Source organism: Microcoleus sp. S36b_A4 (genome assembly GCF_036700645.1).
Taxonomy (GTDB): domain Bacteria; phylum Cyanobacteriota; class Cyanobacteriia; order Cyanobacteriales; family Microcoleaceae; genus Microcoleus.
In genome coordinates this window covers 96,237-114,438 of record NZ_JAUBPI010000003.1, presented here as the reverse complement: position 1 = coordinate 114,438, position 18,202 = coordinate 96,237, and the positions used below count along the sequence as shown (strand labels likewise).

8 protein-coding genes are annotated in these 18,202 nt (G+C 43.7%); 3 read left to right on the top strand and 5 right to left on the bottom strand.

Annotation, left to right across the window (positions count from 1 at the left end; all coding sequences use genetic code 11):
• Positions 1 to 19: 19 nt before the first annotated feature.
• The 3 genes from QUA03_RS02145 to QUA03_RS02135 form a co-directional block, all read right to left on the bottom strand.
• A complete protein-coding gene (locus tag QUA03_RS02145) occupies positions 20 to 5,215 on the bottom strand; it encodes a PAS domain S-box protein (protein WP_333209283.1) in 5,196 nt (1,731 codons plus the stop codon).
• A 419-nt stretch (positions 5,216 to 5,634) separates the two neighbouring features.
• Complete coding sequence (locus QUA03_RS02140; RefSeq protein WP_333209282.1) at positions 5,635 to 6,927, bottom strand: ATP-binding protein; 1,293 nt, start codon at positions 6,925 to 6,927, stop codon at positions 5,635 to 5,637.
• 183 nt (positions 6,928 to 7,110) lie between these two features.
• Complete coding sequence (locus QUA03_RS02135; RefSeq protein WP_333209280.1) at positions 7,111 to 9,429, bottom strand: tetratricopeptide repeat protein; 2,319 nt, start codon at positions 9,427 to 9,429, stop codon at positions 7,111 to 7,113.
• Between the two features lie 160 nt (positions 9,430 to 9,589).
• Here QUA03_RS02135 and QUA03_RS02130 point away from each other — a divergent pair, with 160 nt between their 5' ends.
• The 3 genes from QUA03_RS02130 (at position 9,590) to QUA03_RS02120 (ending at position 17,160) form a co-directional block, all read left to right on the top strand.
• The gene (locus tag QUA03_RS02130) at positions 9,590 to 12,136 is read left to right on the top strand and encodes a glycosyltransferase (RefSeq protein ID WP_333209278.1); all 2,547 of its coding nucleotides are present in this window, start codon (positions 9,590 to 9,592) and stop codon (positions 12,134 to 12,136) included.
• Between the two features lie 117 nt (positions 12,137 to 12,253).
• On the top strand, positions 12,254 to 15,760 hold the full coding sequence (locus tag QUA03_RS02125) for a glycosyltransferase (RefSeq protein WP_333209276.1): 3,507 nt from the start codon (positions 12,254 to 12,256) through the stop codon (positions 15,758 to 15,760).
• A gap of 71 nt (positions 15,761 to 15,831) precedes the next feature.
• A complete protein-coding gene (locus QUA03_RS02120) occupies positions 15,832 to 17,160 on the top strand; it encodes a GH39 family glycosyl hydrolase (protein WP_333209274.1) in 1,329 nt (442 codons plus the stop codon).
• A gap of 70 nt (positions 17,161 to 17,230) precedes the next feature.
• On the opposite strand, the gene QUA03_RS02115 is transcribed toward QUA03_RS02120, so the two are convergent.
• Together QUA03_RS02115 and QUA03_RS02110 are read right to left on the bottom strand one after the other, a co-directional pair.
• The gene (locus tag QUA03_RS02115; protein WP_333209272.1) at positions 17,231 to 17,530 is read right to left on the bottom strand and encodes a contact-dependent growth inhibition system immunity protein; all 300 of its coding nucleotides are present in this window, start codon (positions 17,528 to 17,530) and stop codon (positions 17,231 to 17,233) included.
• Complete coding sequence (locus QUA03_RS02110; protein WP_333209271.1) at positions 17,527 to 18,066, bottom strand: RNase A-like domain-containing protein; 540 nt, start codon at positions 18,064 to 18,066, stop codon at positions 17,527 to 17,529. Before QUA03_RS02110 ends, QUA03_RS02115 begins: the two co-directional genes overlap by 4 nt.
• Positions 18,067 to 18,202 lie beyond the last annotated feature (136 nt).

The following is an 18,202-nucleotide window of genomic DNA, read 5'->3' as shown; positions in this document are numbered from 1 at the left end:
ACTGACCACTGACTACTGACTACTGACCATCGATATATTGCTTTAAAGTATTCCGAATTTGTTTGAGCTGAAATCCCTTAGCAAGTTGGCGCAGCTTCGAGACAAACGGCATTAAATTAGGTTCTAAACTCTCCAGCTTAGCACTCTCATCAAAAATTTCTTCAATGTCGCCCATAGCTGCGAGTTTCAAAAGTTTTACTACCGACTCAGAAGCTGCAGGTAACAGAGAAGAATAAGCAGGAAAATCAGAGGCTGGTGACAAACTGGGATGTTTGCGCTTTTTGTTTTCCGAAGATTCCCCATAAATCCATTCTAGTCCCAAACGCACGCGCAACTGTTCCAAAAAGTGATTTGCTTCGATCGGTTTGGGAAGAAAAGCATCGTACCCTGCGAGGATGCTATCTTGCTGCGTAGCCTCGAAAACGCTAGCTGACATAGCGATTAACACAACATCTTTTACTTCCTGCAACTGCCGCAGTCTTCTTGCCGTTTCTAAGCCATCCATTACAGGCATCCGCAAGTCCATTAAAATGATATCTGGTTGAAATTCAACTGTTTTGCAGAGGCATTCTTGACCGTTTTGGGCCTCTGCAACCTCAAACCCCAAACGCAGCAGCAGCCTGCACAACAAATCGCGATCCAGTTGATTGTCATCCACGATTAGCACTTTCTGCTTGTTGCCAACAAAACCGACAAGCCAGCGTTTTTCCTGCAAAGGAGACACCTCTAAGTACCGTTTAGCTGCTGGCAATTCTAAATCTACCCAAAAAGTGCTGCCTTTTCCCAAAGTGCTGTGCACGCGAATTTCGCTACCCATTAGTTTCGCTAATTTCTGGCTAATCGAGAGTCCGAGACCTGTACCTTCAACAAACGTATTGCCTCCTACTTGGTGGAATGGCAAAAATATTTCTTCTAACTTGCTTTCGTCTATTCCCATGCCGGTATCCTCGACTTGAAAGCGGATTTTTAAAGCGTGTTTGGCTGCGATCGGATTGTGGGCGAAGCGCATATAATTTTCTTTCAGTTCCGAACTCAAAGTCGAGAACTCATAATTTTCTTCTTGCCCTCGACTCCAGGCCCCTGTGCCGACATAGCCGACTTTGAAAGTCACACCGCCGCTGTTAGTAAATTTAACGGCATTGCTGAGTAAATTTATGAGAATTTGGCGCAATCTTTTTGGATCGACACGAACGCCGCTAGGCAGGGGAGAGACTTGTTCGTAATGGAATAAAATTTCTTTTTGAGACGCCCGCATCTGAAAGAGATCAGCAAGGTTTTTCGTAAAATTTAGAAAATTTAACTCTTCCGGGTAGAGTTCCATTTTTCTAGCTTCAATTTTGGAAAGATCTAAAACATCGTCGATTAACATCAGCAGGTGTTGACCGCACTGTTGAATATTGCTGAGACTTTCTTGGTGATCAGAGCTTAAGTCTTTGTCGGTTTTGAGGATTTGAGTGTAACCTAAAACGCCGTTTAAAGGCGTGCGTAGTTCATGGCTCATATTCGCAAGAAATTCGCTTTTGGCGCGGTTGGCGCTTTCAGCAGCTAATGCAGCTTGTTGGAGGGCAGATTCTGCAAGTTTGCGATCGACAATTTCCGTTTTTGCTTGTTGAAATAGCGTCGATTGCTGGATCGCGATCGCCAATTGCACGCACAATTGCCGGAGAGATTCTATTTCTGAGGAATCCCAGGAACGGGGGCCACTGCAATCGTGAGCGATCAGGAGTCCCCAGAGCTGATTTTCTGCCGTCGGTTGGACTTGGGAAATGCTTTCTCGTGCTTGTAAAATTGGCACTATTAAGTTAGCTTTAACTTCAAATTTTTCTAGGAATTTAATGTGACATTCACTCATATTTTCCGCGTAAATATCTTCTATAGCGCGAATATTTCCTTGCTGGTAAATATCAACAAATTTATCTCTAAAACACGTATCCAAATAGTCAAAATCTTGCAGCGAAACTATATCTTTGGCTACAGATTCGACAACTACAATACCGCTCCAGTCGGGATTAAAGCGGTAAATAACTGTGCGGTCTGTTTGCAAAAATTGCCGCACTTGTTCGACAGCAGTTGTCAGGACTTCTTCTAAGTTTAGGGAGGAGCGAATGCGATCGAGCATGGCAACTACCAGCCGTTCTCGCCTTAATTGCTGCTGCAGGGCGATCTCCGCTTGTTTGCGTTCGGTGATGTCGGTAATTACTCCCACTAACCCGATTAAATGACCAGTTTCATCTTTAATGGCGTCGGCGCGAAATAAAGTTGTTACCAGTTTGTTGTTTTTAGTGTTGATTTTGAGTTCGCCTTGCCAAGATTTGCCTTTACGGATCGTTTTAAACATTTCTAGCAGCACATTACTTTGGGGGTAAATTGCTGTTAATCCGCCTGCTGTGTTTAGTTCTTCTGCGGTGTAGCCGTACTGTTGAACAAAAGCTTGATTGTGGTAGAGCGATCGCCCTGTCAAGTCAGCAATGCCGATCGCATCGCTGGTGCTTTCCACCGCTTGAGTAACTCGCAGCAAATCTAATTCTGCTTGTTTGCGATCGCTAATATCAGTAATAGTGCCGATATAGCCTTTAATTTCCTGCTTGTCTCCGATTTCTGCAATTGCCTGACCGATCACCCAGATTACCCGACCGTCTGGACGCTGAAAGCGGTATTCTGATTTAAAAGGAATTTTCTCAAAAATTGCTAGATGCCATTCATTTTTTACTCGCTCGACATCATCGGGGTGTATGGCATTCATCCAGCCTATTTCTGCTGCTACTCCTGGGTTTAATCCCGTAATTTCGCTCCACCGTTTATTCACATAAAGGCAATTTCCCAAGGTATCGGTATGGAATATGCAAACTGGCGATGCTTCTGCTAAAGTTTGGTAGCGACGCTGGCTCGATCGCAGGGCTGATTCTACCTGTTTTCTATTAGTTATATCGCGGACTATAGAAATTATTTCGCCACCGACAAGCATGGTCAGCGACAATTCTTGAGGGAACTTAGTACCGTCACGGCGCTCACCGATAGCTTCTATATTGCAGTACCCATTTTGCAGGAGCATCGGCATTATTTGTAGTTCAAAAAATAAATTTTCTGCTTTGCTGTAGAGCATTTTCCATTGCTTCCCATACAGTTCGCTAGGGCTAGCCAAGCCGTACATTTTGAGATAAGCGTCGTTGGAATAAATACATTCTTTATTGTTATTAAAAATGGCGATGCCGTCATAAGCAGCGGCCATTGCTACTGATTGTCGCTGGAGTTGGGACTCTGCTTGTTTACGAGAGGTAATGTCGTGACCGACTGAGTAGATTAAACCTTCTTCGCTAAATGGCGATGCCGTCCACAGGAAGTATTTGTAAGAACCGTCTTTGCAGATGTAGCGGTTTTCAAAGGAGATACTGGACGAACCCGCAATTAGTTTGGCTCCTTCCGCTGCGGTAGCTTTTCGATCGTCTGGATGAACAAATTCGATCATTGGCTTGGCAAACAATTCACTAATACTGTAGCCTAAAGCTGTTGACCAAGCTGGGTTTAAACGTTTAAAATGACCGTCAAAACCTACAATACAAAGCAAGTCTAAGGATATGGTAAAAAAACGATCGCGCTCTGTTTGTGCCTGCTTTAATTCAGTGATATCCATCACTAAACCGTCCCAGAGAATATCGCCTGCGCTGCCAGATTTGCTCTCATTAGTGAGCCTTTCTGGTCTCGCAGCTCCTTGCAGCCACTTAACTTTTCCAGATGGTAAAGTCTGCCGCCACTGCTGCTGCCAAGGTTCCAGCGTAGTGGCTGAAATTGCGATCGATGCTTTTAAATCTAAGAGATCGTCTGGGTGAATTCCGCTGGAAATCAGTTCCGCATTTTGCTCTATTGCTTCTGCCTCTAATTCGTAGAGTTGCCGGCTGCCTGAAGAGATGTAGGGGAAAGACATTTTTCCAGTGGCTGACATTCGTAATTGATAAATTATTCCCGGCAGATTAGCTACCAATTTTTGAAAGCGAGCTTCGCTTTGTTCCAGGGCTTTTTGTTGCTGCCTATATGCGGTAAAATCTCTAATTGTACCGACTATTACTTTACTACCATCTGCTATTTGGAAGACGCTTTTTTTTGTAGAAATTATGTGTTCTTTCCCTGCCGAGTCTGTAAATTTTTCTTCGGTTTCCAAGCAGATACCAGTTGTCAATACTTCTTCATCTTTTGTCCAAAAAACAGCAGCTTCTGATTGGGGAAAAAAGTCATAATCTGATTTGCCGATCAGTTCTTGCCGGGATTGGCCGACCAACTGACAAAAAGCATCATTTAATATCATCCAGCGGTGTTGCTCATCTTTGACGAAAATTGGGTCTGGCGTAGCATTTATGGTGTGGTTTAAAAATTCTTCTGACGCTTTCAGTTTGGCTTCGTAGCGGTAGCGATCGCTCACGTCCAACACTACTTCGATTATCCGGTCGATAGACCCATCCAGGCGACGGATGCAGCGCCGGGAAACTCGCGTGTGAACTATTCCGCCGTTTTTTCTGAGCCACCTTTTGTCTAAGATGTAACCGTCGAGCCTACCTGCTAACATCTGAGAAAAATTTTCACAATTAGCCTCCAAATCTTCTGGATGAGTCAACTCTAGCCAATTCTTTTGCACGAGTTCGTAGCGCTCATAGCCCAGCAAATTGCACAGGGCATCGTTAACTTCTATCCAGTGGCAATTTAGAGGAATTTCGCTGTCAATAATTGGAGCGATGATGGCAATGCCGATCAGGGAATTTTCCACCACCGAGCGATATTTTTCTTCACTTTTTCGCAAAGCATCTTGACTGTTCTGGCGTTCTATGGCGTAACGGAGCGATCGAATTAACAGTTCGCTGTCAATTTTTCTTTTTACCAAATAATCCTGTACGCCGACCGCAATCAACCGCAGGGCAAGTTCTTCGTCGTTTTGGGCGGTCAGAACTACGATCGGCACATTTACCCCGTACTCTTGTACCCGAGCTACCGTCTCGATTCCCAGACTATCAGGCAATGAAAGGTCTAATAAAATTATGTCAAAAGTTTCTTGATTCAATCGCTGCTGCGCTTCGCTGAGACGCTCTACTTTCGTCAGCACTATACGCTGCGAGCCACCTATTTCTGACAGCAAATCTTCAATCAGCTCAGCTTCATGAGGGTTGTCTTCTACTAACAGAACTTTAAAGCAGATAGGAGGCAAAGCTAAGTTAAAAACTGCTTTCATAATATTTATTAATCAAGAAAATAATCAAGAAAATGTTAAACTAACTTGAATTCTACCTTTTATTTTCAGGGCAGTCATTCAATTGCACGTACACATACATTGACCGTCAGATTAGGGAGGGTAAGCAAGCGCTACAAAAATTTTGTTTAATAATTAAAATTATATCACGCACCAACTAGACTGTCAACGGAAAATAATTTTTATTATAACTGGGCATTTATACCAATTAAAAAAATGCAACTATAGCCCATATCCACACCCCGATAGTCACATTTTTCCCAATTCTTTACTGCTTTCATCGGCCATATTCAATAGTATTACCTTCTAGATTATATCTTCTAGGTTAGGATTTAGAATATAGAAAGTAATTAATTTTACCTCCCTTATAGCTTATAGCTGTGGCCGAAGTTATGTCTCAATTAAGCGAGAGTAAAGTAAAAAGTTGAACCTTGATCCGGTTCCGATTTTACCCAGATACATCCGCCGTGAAGTTCCACAATTTTTTGACAAATTGCTAAACCAATACCTGTCCCAGAATATTCTCTTTGAGTGTGCAAGCGCTGGAAAATTTGAAAGATACGTTTTTGATGCTGGGGAGCAATCCCAATTCCATTATCTGAGACATAAATTAACCAGTTTTCCTCCTGTTTACAAGCGGCAATATGAACCACAGGCGGTGCATCGTGGCGATATTTAATCGCATTGCTGACTAAATTTTGAAATAGCTGTACGAGTTGAGAACTATCCCCCATTACCGTTGGTAATTCGCTGTAGGTGACAACGGCTTTATTCTCGCGGATTGCCCCTTGCAGGTTCGCGAGTGCTTGCTCGACTGCATGATTGCAATCTGTCAGTTCAAAAGGTTTCCGACTCCGGCCAACGCGCGAATATTCGAGTAAATCGTCAATTAAAGTTTGCATTCGGGTGCAACCCTGAACGATATTGCCGATAAACTTACTACCTTGGCTGTCGAGTTGGTCTTTGTAGCGTTTTTCTAAAAGTTGAGCGTAACTAGCAATGGTTGCTAAAGGCGCTTGCAAGTCATGAGAAGCCACATAAGCAAATTGTTCTAGTTCTGCATTTGAACGCGCCAATTCTTGGTTAGATTTTAATAAAGCAGATTCGGCGCGCTGGCGGTGGGATATCTCTTGTTGGAGTACCAAATTTTGCTCTTGCAGAGCTTTTTCAACAGCGCGACGGGTGCTGATTTCTTGTTGCAAGATTTGGTTTTTTTCCTGAAGAGTTTTTTCCACTGCTAAGCGGCTCGTGATTTCTTCTTGCAGCAGCATATTTTGTTCTTTTAGCTGCTTTTGTAAATTCCGCAGGCTAAGGTGACTTTCGATGCGGGCGAGCACTTCTTCAAACTGAAATGGCTTGCTGATATAGTCAACAGCTCCCACAGCAAATGCGTTTACTTTGTCAAAAACTTCATCTTTAGCGCTGATAAAAATTACCGGGATTTCGCGAGTTTTAGGCTCTACTTTCAAGTGCTGACAAACTTCATAACCGTTCATTTCCGGCATCATTATGTCGAGCAAAATCAAATCTGGTGGATTAGAATTGCAGGCTCTCAAAGCCATTTTTCCGTTAATCACGCAGCGGGGGGTGTATCCCCTCTGAGTCAACATCGTAGACAACAGACGCAGGTTTTCTGCTGTATCGTCTACTACTAAAATGTTTCCTAACGGCGTCCCTGGTTGCTGATTGTTCATTGATTATTTCCCAGTTCCTGTTTTATTCACAAAAAATGTTGGCAGCTATTTTATTTAGGACTTACGGAAAACACCCGGTTTCTAGTAGGAATATTGGGGAAAGAAAACGAGGAATCCGCTCATAAACCGGGTGTTTAGCCGTTTGTGCACAAGCAAGTCCTCTTATTATTCGTTTAGCAATCCTCAAATCCCCAGCAGCAGAGTCAGAGCATTATTGCTCCAAGTCAATCCTTTGTCTAAAACTTTAAATCCCGCGACTTCGCACATAGCTTCTAAAGCAGTAGCTGTAGGCAGCCACCAGCACGCCGCAAAATTGTTCATGTCAAAAACTGCTTTCTCAGTTATCCCTATAAGTGGGTTGTTGTTGATGTATAGCTGCCAATAAGCTGTTAAAATAGCTCGTTCGGCGTCGTCCAAAGCGGGAATAAACATTACTCCAGAAGGGGGAAGTTCATAGCGTCCTAACTCATTCTCTATAACTTCTTGGGTAATAGCTGAAGTGAAAACTAAATGCTCGCGAGTTATCTGACGCAAGGCAACTAAAATCTGCAACGGATGGGGGTGATGGTACAAAACTCCTGCACAGTGAACTACATCGTAAGGTTCGCCAATGTCTGCAAGTTGAATCTGAGTGATATCTTGATTGATACAGTGATAATTAGCAATATTTAAACTTGTCATCCGATCGTGAAAATCTTGCCACCAGTTAAGGGATGCCGGCATGGCATCAATCATTGTCAGAGAAACTGCACCGTATTTGCTAGCTACGGATACTTTTTCGCTGACAGTTCCCCACAAGCCGCCGACTTCTGCAAAAGTCTTGCCTTTGACTACTCGGGCAATGTAGCGATCGCGAATATCCTTAGCCTCTAACTCTAATAATAGAGTAGATTCCCCTGTTTGACGCTGTTTTTCTAAAATCTCCTCTAATTTTGGGGATATTTCTGGATCTTTTGGTCTAATTTCTAATGCCATCAAGTACAACATTATGGCTTCGTTAAGCCGATCGCTCTCAGCAAACTTTTGAGCGATTTCGCAGTAAAATTCAGGAGCGTGCGGCGGCTGCATTTCGTGGTGATAATAGCTAGTTGCTACATCTGAATCTACCGGAGTTCTTTTAATTAGAGCCGCACCTAATTTTATGTAAATTCCCGGTAGAGACGGCTCGATTTGAATCGCACAAAGGTAGGCGGAAACAGCATCGTTCCATGCGTGACTTTCACTAAAAGCATCGCCTAAATTGTAATAAGACCAAGAAATAGTGGGATTAAGTTCTATAGCACGTTGGTAAGCGGTAGCTGCGGCTTTCCACTGTTGGGTTTTTAACAGCACTTCTCCTAAATTGTGGTAAGTCCAAGAGAATTCTGGATCGACTGCGATCGCCCGCCGATAAGCGAGTGTTGCGCCTGCAAACTTTTGAAGTTTAACTAAAGTCAAAGCTAAGTTATAATGAGACCAAAATAAATCTGCATTTAGTGCGATCGCCCGTTCGTATGCAGCCTCAGCTTCTGACCACTTTTCTAGCTTAAAAAGTGCATCTCCTAACTTGTGAAAAGCTGCGAAAAAATTTGGGTCTACTTCAGTAGCGTGCTGGTAAGCTGCGGCGGATTCAGACCATTCTTCTAATCGATCGCAAGCTGCACCGATGCTGTAGTAAGACCAAGAAAAACCCGGGTTAATTTCAACAGCCGTGCGGTAGGCTATCGCAGCTTCTTCCCATTTTTCTAAATTGAGCAGCACGCTGCCTAAGTTGTAGTATGACAAAAAAGAATTGGGATTTAAATCAATACTTTTTCGGTAGGCAGCCTCCGCTTCGCGCCAGAGTTCCTTAGCTTGCAAAACATTGCCTAATTTGTAATGAAACTCCGAAATCTCCGGCTGGAGTTGAATAGCTTTGCGGTAGTTAACGATAGCTTCGTCCCACTGCTTTAGCTCGCTAGCCGCTTCGGCTATTTTGCAATAAGCTTCGCAAAAGCTGGGGTTTAAATAAATCGTGCGGTGGTAACAAGTCAGCGCTTTATCTGGCTTATTTTGGGCAAGCAAAGTATTACCTAAATCGAGATATTCTTCTGCTATTTCTATCGGTTCCACGATTAGTGCTTGATACCAACAGTCTGCTGCTTCTTCAGCTTGACCGACTTGGGTAAATATCCGGCTCAAATTACGGTAAAATCCTGCAAAGTTTGGTTGCAGGGAGATGGCTTTTTGGTAACAGGCGATCGCCTCTTGCCACTGTTCCAAAGTAGCGGAGAGAGTGCCGAGGTTAGCAAAAGCTTCGGCAAAATCCGGTTGGTGGGCGATCGCAACTTTATACCAATACCTTGCGTCTTCTAGTTTACCCTGAGCTTGCAGCGCTTTCCCCAAGGTCTTGCAAGTCTCTGCAGAGTTGGGTTCAGATGCCAAAACTTGTTGGCAAAGTGCGATCGCCCGATCGAAGTTGCCTGTAGCTAAATAAAGTTCTGCCTGTTGCTGAAAATTCACCTGCGCCGTTTCCGAATTCATTTTTTATTTTCCTTTTGAGTTATCATTCCATGTAAAATTATATGCTACACTTTGCCAAAGTTCAAGTTTTTGTAAGTAGAGCAACCGAACAGAGAATAATAATGAATGTCCGCCACATTAATCTAAACTAGATAATCATAGGTTAACAGCGAGCTAAATAATGTCAACAGCTACTCAAACACCGCAATTAAGCGTAATTATACCTGTATATAATGGCGATCGCTACATCGTACAAGCGGTGGAAAGCGCCCTAGGTCAAACTTTTACTAATTTGGAGATTATAGTTGTAGACGATGGTTCCACAGATCGCACGCAGCAAGTATTGCAGCCTTATTTTGACAGAATTCGCTACATATACCAGGAAAATCAAGGAGTAGCAGCCGCCCGAAATATTGCTTGCCAACTAGCGCAAGGCGAGTTTTTAGCCTTTCTCGATGCCGATGACTATTTCCTACCATCAAAGCTAGAGAAACAACTAGCTTGCTTTGACGCTGAACCCACCTTAGATATGGTGCAAACAGGTTGGGTTATCGTCGATGAAACCGGGCGAGAGATTTCTGCTGTCAAGCCTTGGCAGCAAGCATCTAAATTAGATTTAGAAAGCTTTATTCTATATAAATGCGTGCGACCGAGTGCGATGATGCTGCGCCGAAAGTGGTGGGAAAAATTGGGCGGTTTCGATTCTCAGTTGCCACTAGCAGAAGATTTAGACTTTGCCTTGCGTTTAGCTTTAAAGGGGTGCAAAGCAGTTTGGTTAGAAGAGACACTTACCTGTTATCGCCAGCACAATTCTAATCTCATGTCAAGCGGTTTTCGCGTAATGAAGGATATAGAAATTGTGATGAAAAAATTCTTCGCTCGACCCGATTTGCCTCAGTCAATCCGGCAGTTAAAAAACTCAGAACGCTATCAATGCTTAAAGTGGCTGGCATGGCGGATGTATCGCGACGGTCATCTAACAGAGATGGCCCAGTGTTTAGAAGAGTCATTGCAATATACGCCTTTTTCGCCCACAAAAACAGTCTTGAATTGGCTGGAAAGTTTTCAGATGGCTTCTGAAGAATATGGTGAAAACTTTGACGCTTATTCGCTGAGTAACTTAGCCCAATGGCAAGAGATAATTTTGATGGTGATGACTAATCCACCCCAATCTCAACAGAGTTCTATTCCCACACCTTCAAAAAGGCAAGCCCACATTCTACTCTACAACACCGACGATCCGGGTGTGGGAGGATTAGCGCAATACAATCATGCCATTCTCTGTCAGTTAGCCTTATTAGGGTATCGAGTCACTTGCGTGCAAACCAAATATTCTAGCCCCTTGCTTGAGCGAGAACGAGAGTTAGGTATAGAGCACTTGTGGCTGGATTTTAGTGGCCATAAAGATTTACAGCGGGTGTTAAGAAATACTCAGGATGCACGAGAGCTTTTTGCTAGCAATCAACCGGATATGATTATTTTTAGCGATGGTTGGCCATTTTCCAATTTTGCAGCTAAACAGGTAGTTATTGAAATGGGAATACCATACATGATGGTGATGGGATTAGTTATGCCAGAACACGCAACTTTTGCCTGCGGGGATGTAGTGCCTTATGTAGAAGGAGTGCTCTACCACTGCCTGCAAGCTAGAGCATTGATTGTTGGCGCTTACGAACATTTGAATTTATTGTGCCAACATTTCAAGTTGCCGAAAGAGCGAGGACAAGTGATTTACTTGGGGCGTTCTCCTGAATATTTTGCACCTCCTAATGCTGCGGCTCGTCAACGCCTGCGACAAGAAATAGGAATTCCTGAAGATGCGATTGTCTGTTTCACATCGGCTCGATTGGCATCGATTAAAGGACACCGATATCAGATCGAAGCAATCAAGCAGTTGCAGCAGTCTCCTGTGTGGTCTAAATTGTATTTTGTCTGGGCAGGAACGGGTGAGGGAAGCGCTGATAATGTAGAAATAGAATTGAGGCAAACTATTAAAGAGTTAGGGGTGAGCGATCGCGTGAAGGCGATCGGACAGCGCTGGGATATCCTAGATTGGCTGGATGCTAGTGACATATTCATTTTGACTTCTGTAGCAGATGCAGCGCCTTCTCTTGCAGTTATGGAAGCGATGGCTAAGGGATTGCCGGTAGTTGCAACGGCTGTAGGCGGCATTCCTGAAGGGCTTGCCGAGACTGGGAAATTGTTGCCAGATCCGAATACCGATCCAGAGGGAACCGCGAGGGAATTGGCGCAAACTGTAGAAGCTTGGGCAATGAATCCAGAATTACGCCATCAAATCGGTCAAGCTTGCAAGCAGCGGGCCGAGCAAGTGTTTAAAGAGGAACGGATGTTGGCAGAGTCGATGGAGGCGATCGAAAAAGCTTTAGTTTGCGATGATCGTCAAACAGATCCATTTATTACTCAAAAAGAGGTGCAGAGGTCAATGGCGAAAATAGAAAGCCTGGTCAACTACAGCTCTTTAGTATGGAATGCTTGGCAGGCTTACTGTCAAGAAGATCTAAGCGTAATGCAGAAGTCGCTTCAAAAATCTTTGAAGTACACACCTTTTTTGACTACAGAAACGCTGTTAAGCTGGGTAGAATATTTTGGCATTTTTTCCTCAGCTAAAGGGCATAATTTAGATACATATTCTCTAATTAATTCAGCAGAATGGCAACAATTAGTCCAGGAAGTACAGGGTATTGAATCAGTATTTTTTGCAGGTTAAAATACCATATTTACCTTCTTAAATTAGAATTCCTTCTTCTTTCTTTCTTCTTCCTGACCTCTATTACATCCGTTTCAGAATCCGTCCCCGAACCATTCCTTATCACAGATAAAATTCATGTCAATTGCAAATCTGACACCGCGAGTAAGTGTAATTATTCCAGCATATAATGGATCTCGCTACATCGCGCAAGCGGTAGAAAGCGTCATCAGCCAAACCTATAAAAACTGGGAAATTATCGTCGTAGACGACGGCTCAACCGACGACACCCGCCAAGCATTGCAGCCTTATTTTGACAAAATTCGCTATGTTTATCAGGAAAACCAAGGAGTAGCTGCCGCGAGAAACCGAGGAATTCAAGAATCCAGAGGTGAATTAATTGCTTTTTTAGATCAAGATGACTTTTTCTTGTCCGATAAGTTAGCTGGACAAGTTGCGTTATTTGACGCTCAGCCATCACTAGGAATTGTTAATAGTGGCTGGCGAATGGTTAAAGAGCAAGGCGAAAGTATTTTCGATGTCACACCCTGGGAATACTTGCCTCAGCTAGACTTAAAAACCTGGATTGTTTATATGCCCCTACTTCCCAGCGCCATGATGTTTTCGCGGCAGTGGCTGGAACGAGTCGGTGGCTTTGATTCTCAGTATGATTCAGTAGATGATGCCGACTTAATCTTGCGTTTAGCACTATCTGGCTGCGAAGCTGCTTGGTTGCCTCAAGTGACAGTATGCTACCGCCAGCACGGGCAAAATGTGTCCATCCAGAGAGCGCTAAAACAAGCAAACCTTTGTATTAAATTAAAGCAAAGTTTCTTCAGTAGAGCCGACTTACCAGAGGACATCCGCCAATTAGAAAAGCTGGCTTTTTATGAGGCTCTGACATGGATGGCGTGGCAACTTTTCTACAGCGGATATCCGGCAGAAATGACTGAGTATTTGCAAAAATCTTTGGATTATACTCCGTACTCCCTAACAGCAACTATAGCAGATTGGGTAAAGCGCATCACTGAAATTGCTAAAACCTACGGCCGCAATATCGATGCAAATTCTCTCCGAAAATTACCAGAATGGAAACAGTTAATGGCTAGTATTATTACTCCCAAAAAAGTTCGCGTCAGTGTCATCATCCCGGCTTACAACTGCGAGCGCTACATTGTCAGAGCCGTAGAGAGTGTTCTGGGCCAGACTTATCAAAACTGGGAAATTATCGTCGTAGACGACGGCTCAACAGACAACACTCGACAAGTTTTGTCACCTTACATCGATGTAATTCAATACATCTATCAAGATAACCAAGGAGCAGCAATTGCTCGAAATCGTGCTTGTAAGTTAGCACAAGGCGAATTTTTAGCTTTTCTAGATGCTGACGACTTCTTCTTACCAGAAAAACTAGAAAAACAAGTAGCTTGCTTTGACGCTGACCCCACATTAGATATGGTGCAAACAGGTTGGGTTATTGTTGGCAAAAACGACGAAGGTATCTATGGAGTCAAGCCTTGGGAAGAAGAACCAAAATTAGATTTAGAAGCCTTTGTTTTATACAAATCAGTGCGTCCCAGCGCCATGATGCTGCGGCGAGAGTGGTGGGAACGCTTGGGCGGTTTCGATCATCGCTTGCCGCCAACCGAAGATTTAGATTTTGTGCTACGTTTAGGTTTAAAAGGCTGCAAGTCAGTTTGGTTAAAAGACATATTAACGGGCTATCGTCAGCACGATACCAATCTTATGTCCAACGGCTCCAAATTAATGAAAAATACGGAAATTTTGATGGAGCAATTTTTTGCGAGGCCAGATTTGCCTCAGCACATCCGCGACTTGAAACGCGCGGAACGTTACAAGTGTTTAGTATGGATAGCATGGCGGATGTACTGCAACGGATATTTGCCAGAAATGGTCGAAAGTCTGGAAAAATCTTTGTATTACACTCGTTTGACAGGCACTGAAACTGTTTTTAATTGGCTGGAAACTTTTAAGGGGGTTTCGGAACAGTACGGCTACAACTTTGATGCCTATGCCTTAACCAATTTACAGGAATGGCAAGACATAGTGGCGATCGCAGCAAACAATCCTTATCAGTTCCAATCGACCGCCAGTTCGCTTTCTCGGCAGCAGACAAAGCACGTACTCCTGTACACAGAAGACTCAGGAGTCGGCGGTTTGGCTCAGTTTAACCACTCGCTGATGTGTAAATTAGCTGCTGATGGCTACCGAGTAACCAGCGTTCAAAGTCAAGCTTCTAATCCTTTAATTACCGAACAAAAACAGCTAGGTATCGAACATATTTGGCTAGAGTTCGACACGATGAAAGAGTTTTTGCGAATAGCTTACAATTTAGATGATGCTCAAAAGATTTACGCCCAAGCTCGACCGGATTTAATTATATTTAGTGACGGCTGGCCGATGGCTAACTTTGCAGCTAAACAAGTTGCGATCGAGCAAAATATACCGTACATAATCAGTCTGGGTTATATCAATCGCAATTATGAGACCTTCGATCGCGGCGATCAAATTCCCTATTTCGATGCAGTTGCCTACCAGTACATTGTAGCCAAAGCAGCAGTAGCAGTTTCCCACGAGAATTTAAACTTGTTCCAAAGTCTATTTAAAGCACGTCTTGAACGGGGCAAAGTAATCTATTATGGCAGACCAAATAGTTATTTTGAGCCACCGAATCTTTCAACTCGCCAACGCCTGCGTCAAGAACAAGGAATCCCCGAAGATGCTGTTGTTTGTTTCACGGCGGCGAGATTGACTCCAATTAAAGGATATCAGTATCAATTGCAGGCGATCGCCCAATTGAAAAATCGTCCGATTTGGTCGCAAATTTACTTTGTTTGGGCCGGGCCTGGGTCTACTACTCACGACAATATGGAACCTGAATTAAGAGCAACTGTGAGCCAATTAGGAGTAGAAGAACAGGTGAAATTCTTAGGACAGCGCTGGGATATTGCCGATTGGCTCGACGCCAGCGACATCTTTATTTTATCTTCCCAAGCAGAAGGAATGCCGCTAGCAATTATGGAAGCAATGGCGAAAGGATTGCCCGTAATTGCCACAGCCGTCAGCGGTATTCCCGAAGAATTGGGAGACACGGGAAAGCTACTGCCCGATCCTACAATCGATCCAGCAGGAACAGTAAAAGAGTTGGTAGAAACGGTCGAAATATGGGCAGAAAATCCCGAAGCGCGCAGGCTTGCAGGACAATCGTGCAAAGCGCGAGCCCAAGAACTATTCAAAGAAGAACGGATGCTTCGGGAATATGAAGAAATAATTGAGCAGGCATTTGTAAGTGACGATGAGAGCGATAGTTTATCTATTAGTCCGAAACTCAAAAAACAGGTACAGCAAGTGGATAGCCTGCTGAAATACTATTATTTAGTGTGGAAAGCTTGGGAAGCTTACGATCGGGGAGATATGTCCGCGATGGTGAATAATTTGCAATCTGCTTGGGCCTGCACACCTTATTTTACCACAGAAACTATCTTTGATTGGGTGAAAAATTTTGGTATTTTTGCTGCGGAAAAAGGAGTTCCGTTCGATACCAACGAGCTGATTAACTCCCGATCGTGGCAACAAGTGATAGAATCAATACAGGGTTTTGAAGTGTTGTCATACGTTCGTTAAAACTGAGTTCTTGCAGCCTTATTAGGAACGGGCTAGATGCCCATTCCACCAAACATCAACTACAAAAAAATATGCAACTTACATTCAAGTTCCCACGTATTAGTAAACTGCTGCCAATTGGTTTAGCTATTGTCACTGTTCTGTTAATAGCCTATTTGGGACAGCCAAGAGCGATCGCCCAACTGCGATCGAACGTTACAGTAGATTTTGGACAGCCAGCCACCGGTACAATTTCCATGAGCGGCATCCTGCACGGAATCGACACCGCAAAACCGCCGGATAGTTCTATCAAACCCTTGCAGCCCAAACTTTGGCGGGCGGGGAGACTCGATATTTACGATCGAGTAATCGCCAGCGGAGCCGAGTTTCAGTTAGTAGTCAGCGATTTGTGGGGCTACGGTAGCAATCCCAATGGGTGGCCCTATCAAAACTACCCTGCATGGGAAGCATTCATCCGACAGTTAGCCCAGCAAAATAAAGGCAAAAAAATTATTTGGGATGTATGGAATGAACCAGATTGGAAAGATCCATTTTGGAACGGAAGCAGAGAACAATTCTTTGAAACTTACAAAAGAGCTTACAAAATCTTGCGGGAAGAATTGGGGCCGTCAGCAATGATTGGCGGGCCAAGCCTCGGCCGCTACAGCAAAGAATATCTCGCGGCTTTTTTGGATTACTGCAAGGCTAACAAACTTGAAGTTAATTTCCTCTCATGGCACGAACTTAACGACGCGATGATTTTATTTGTTGACGATCACGTAATTGAGGCTAAACGCAATTTTCAGCAAAGTCCTTCTTACAAGGAACTGAAATTGCAAAAAATTTACGTCAACGAAATTGTCGGGAACTTAGCGCAGTACCAGCCGGGGGAAATCTTAGGTTATTTGTATAACTTAGAGTATGCAAAAGCTGACGGTGCTTGCAGAGCTTGTTGGGAGAGTAAAGGGCCAAATAAAGTTAGCAATTGCTTCAACAATACGCTGAGTGGGATGGTCACGCCTAATACTTTTGAGCCAAGAGCAGCTTGGTGGGCTTACAAAGCTTATGCTGACGGAGTTAATTCGCGGGTGCGGAGTTGGTCAAATAACAATCGCCTTGTCGCTTTAGCCAGCAAGTCAAATCATGAAGGTAAAGCACAGATACTTTTAGGTTATTTCGACCCCAATTTTTCCTCAGCAACAACGGTAACATTAACCCTCGGAAATTTGGAGCAGCTAGGTATTCAAAGGGGTCAGAAAATCACTCTAAAGTTAGAAAAGATACCCAACAATCAAGAAGGAGCCGTGCCACAGCTTGTCACAGTTAAAGAAGAAAGTTTGTCGGTGGGTAGCGGCAGCTTGGCGTATGTTATCCCTAATTTTAATGTCCACGAAGGCTACTTATTGACGGTTAGCAAGTGATATCGTTTTCGGTTGCATAAGAATTATATAGAGGACACGGCAGTGCCGTGTCCCTACAAATATATAGATTTTATCTAGGATTATTCAAAGATTTTTGCACCGATTCCAACCACTCTCGGACTGTTTGATTTTCGGATTGTGGATCGTAGTAACACCCTAATTCATCGAGGATGAATGCTTCTAAATCGGCTGGGGCGATCGGCATTTCGAGCAGTTTGCTGAGTTCTTGCGATGCAGCTTCAACACTTGCGGGCGGTTCGCTGCTGCGGTAGTTGTTCACTACATCGCTAGGAGTGTCAGCTTCTAATGGCCAGTCTTGGTGAAAGTAGGAACTGAAAAATTGGGTTAAATGAGGAAATTGATTGATCATTGGGGATAGGCTGTGAGAATAAAGTATCCGGGAGGTAATTTGGCACTGCGCTGGAGGACGATTCTCAGGCGAGATGTTGAAGTTGCTTTGGATGCGCGGCGACGCAGAGTAATGCCAATTATTCTGTTGGTGTTGTAGTCGATCGTATAACGATTGCCTCGACTTTTCACCCAGGAGTCGATCGCACTTTGATTTCTGTTCATTGCTTCTGCAATAGCCGCTTCGGCGACGGAACGATCAGTAAAAGAAGATGCTGCAGAAATTCTCGTTTCGCTTGCGAGTCGCTGTGCTAGTTCTGCTTCTGTTTTACCAACGTGTCTTTCTAAAGTGTGTCCTCCTGCTGATTCGTGAAAGTCTAATCCGCCGCCCGGTATGTTCGGCACAAAAGCTAGGGTGGTTTGTGCTATAGTTGATCCTTCCGGTACAACAACCGTGGCGTAAACACCAGGTATAGCCGATTGGAATAATATAATTATTGAGGCGATCGCACAGAGGATACCTAAAAACTTTTTTAGGCGATCGAGTTGATTTTTCATTGCTGTTGAATCTATTTCTTATATTTATAATAGGTATTTGCTGTTCTTTTGTCTATTTATTAATCGACTCTTAATAGTTAAAAATTGCGCTGTAGCCAAATATACTGTCCGCAGTACCCACCCTACTGTTAGTTAG

What these genes read in the sequence shown, in the direction of transcription:
- QUA03_RS02145 (WP_333209283.1), bottom strand. Translation starts at nt 5,215, where the DNA reads ATGAAAGCAGTTTTTAACTTAGCTTTGCCTCCTATCTGCTTTAAAGTT.
- QUA03_RS02140 (WP_333209282.1), bottom strand. Translation starts at nt 6,927, where the DNA reads ATGAACAATCAGCAACCAGGGACGCCGTTAGGAAACATTTTAGTAGTA.
- QUA03_RS02135 (WP_333209280.1), bottom strand. Translation starts at nt 9,429, where the DNA reads ATGAATTCGGAAACGGCGCAGGTGAATTTTCAGCAACAGGCAGAACTT.
- QUA03_RS02130 (WP_333209278.1), top strand. Translation starts at nt 9,590, where the DNA reads ATGTCAACAGCTACTCAAACACCGCAATTAAGCGTAATTATACCTGTA.
- QUA03_RS02125 (WP_333209276.1), top strand. Translation starts at nt 12,254, where the DNA reads ATGTCAATTGCAAATCTGACACCGCGAGTAAGTGTAATTATTCCAGCA.
- QUA03_RS02120 (WP_333209274.1), top strand. Translation starts at nt 15,832, where the DNA reads ATGCAACTTACATTCAAGTTCCCACGTATTAGTAAACTGCTGCCAATT.
- QUA03_RS02115 (WP_333209272.1), bottom strand. Translation starts at nt 17,530, where the DNA reads ATGATCAATCAATTTCCTCATTTAACCCAATTTTTCAGTTCCTACTTT.
- QUA03_RS02110 (WP_333209271.1), bottom strand. Translation starts at nt 18,066, where the DNA reads ATGAAAAATCAACTCGATCGCCTAAAAAAGTTTTTAGGTATCCTCTGT.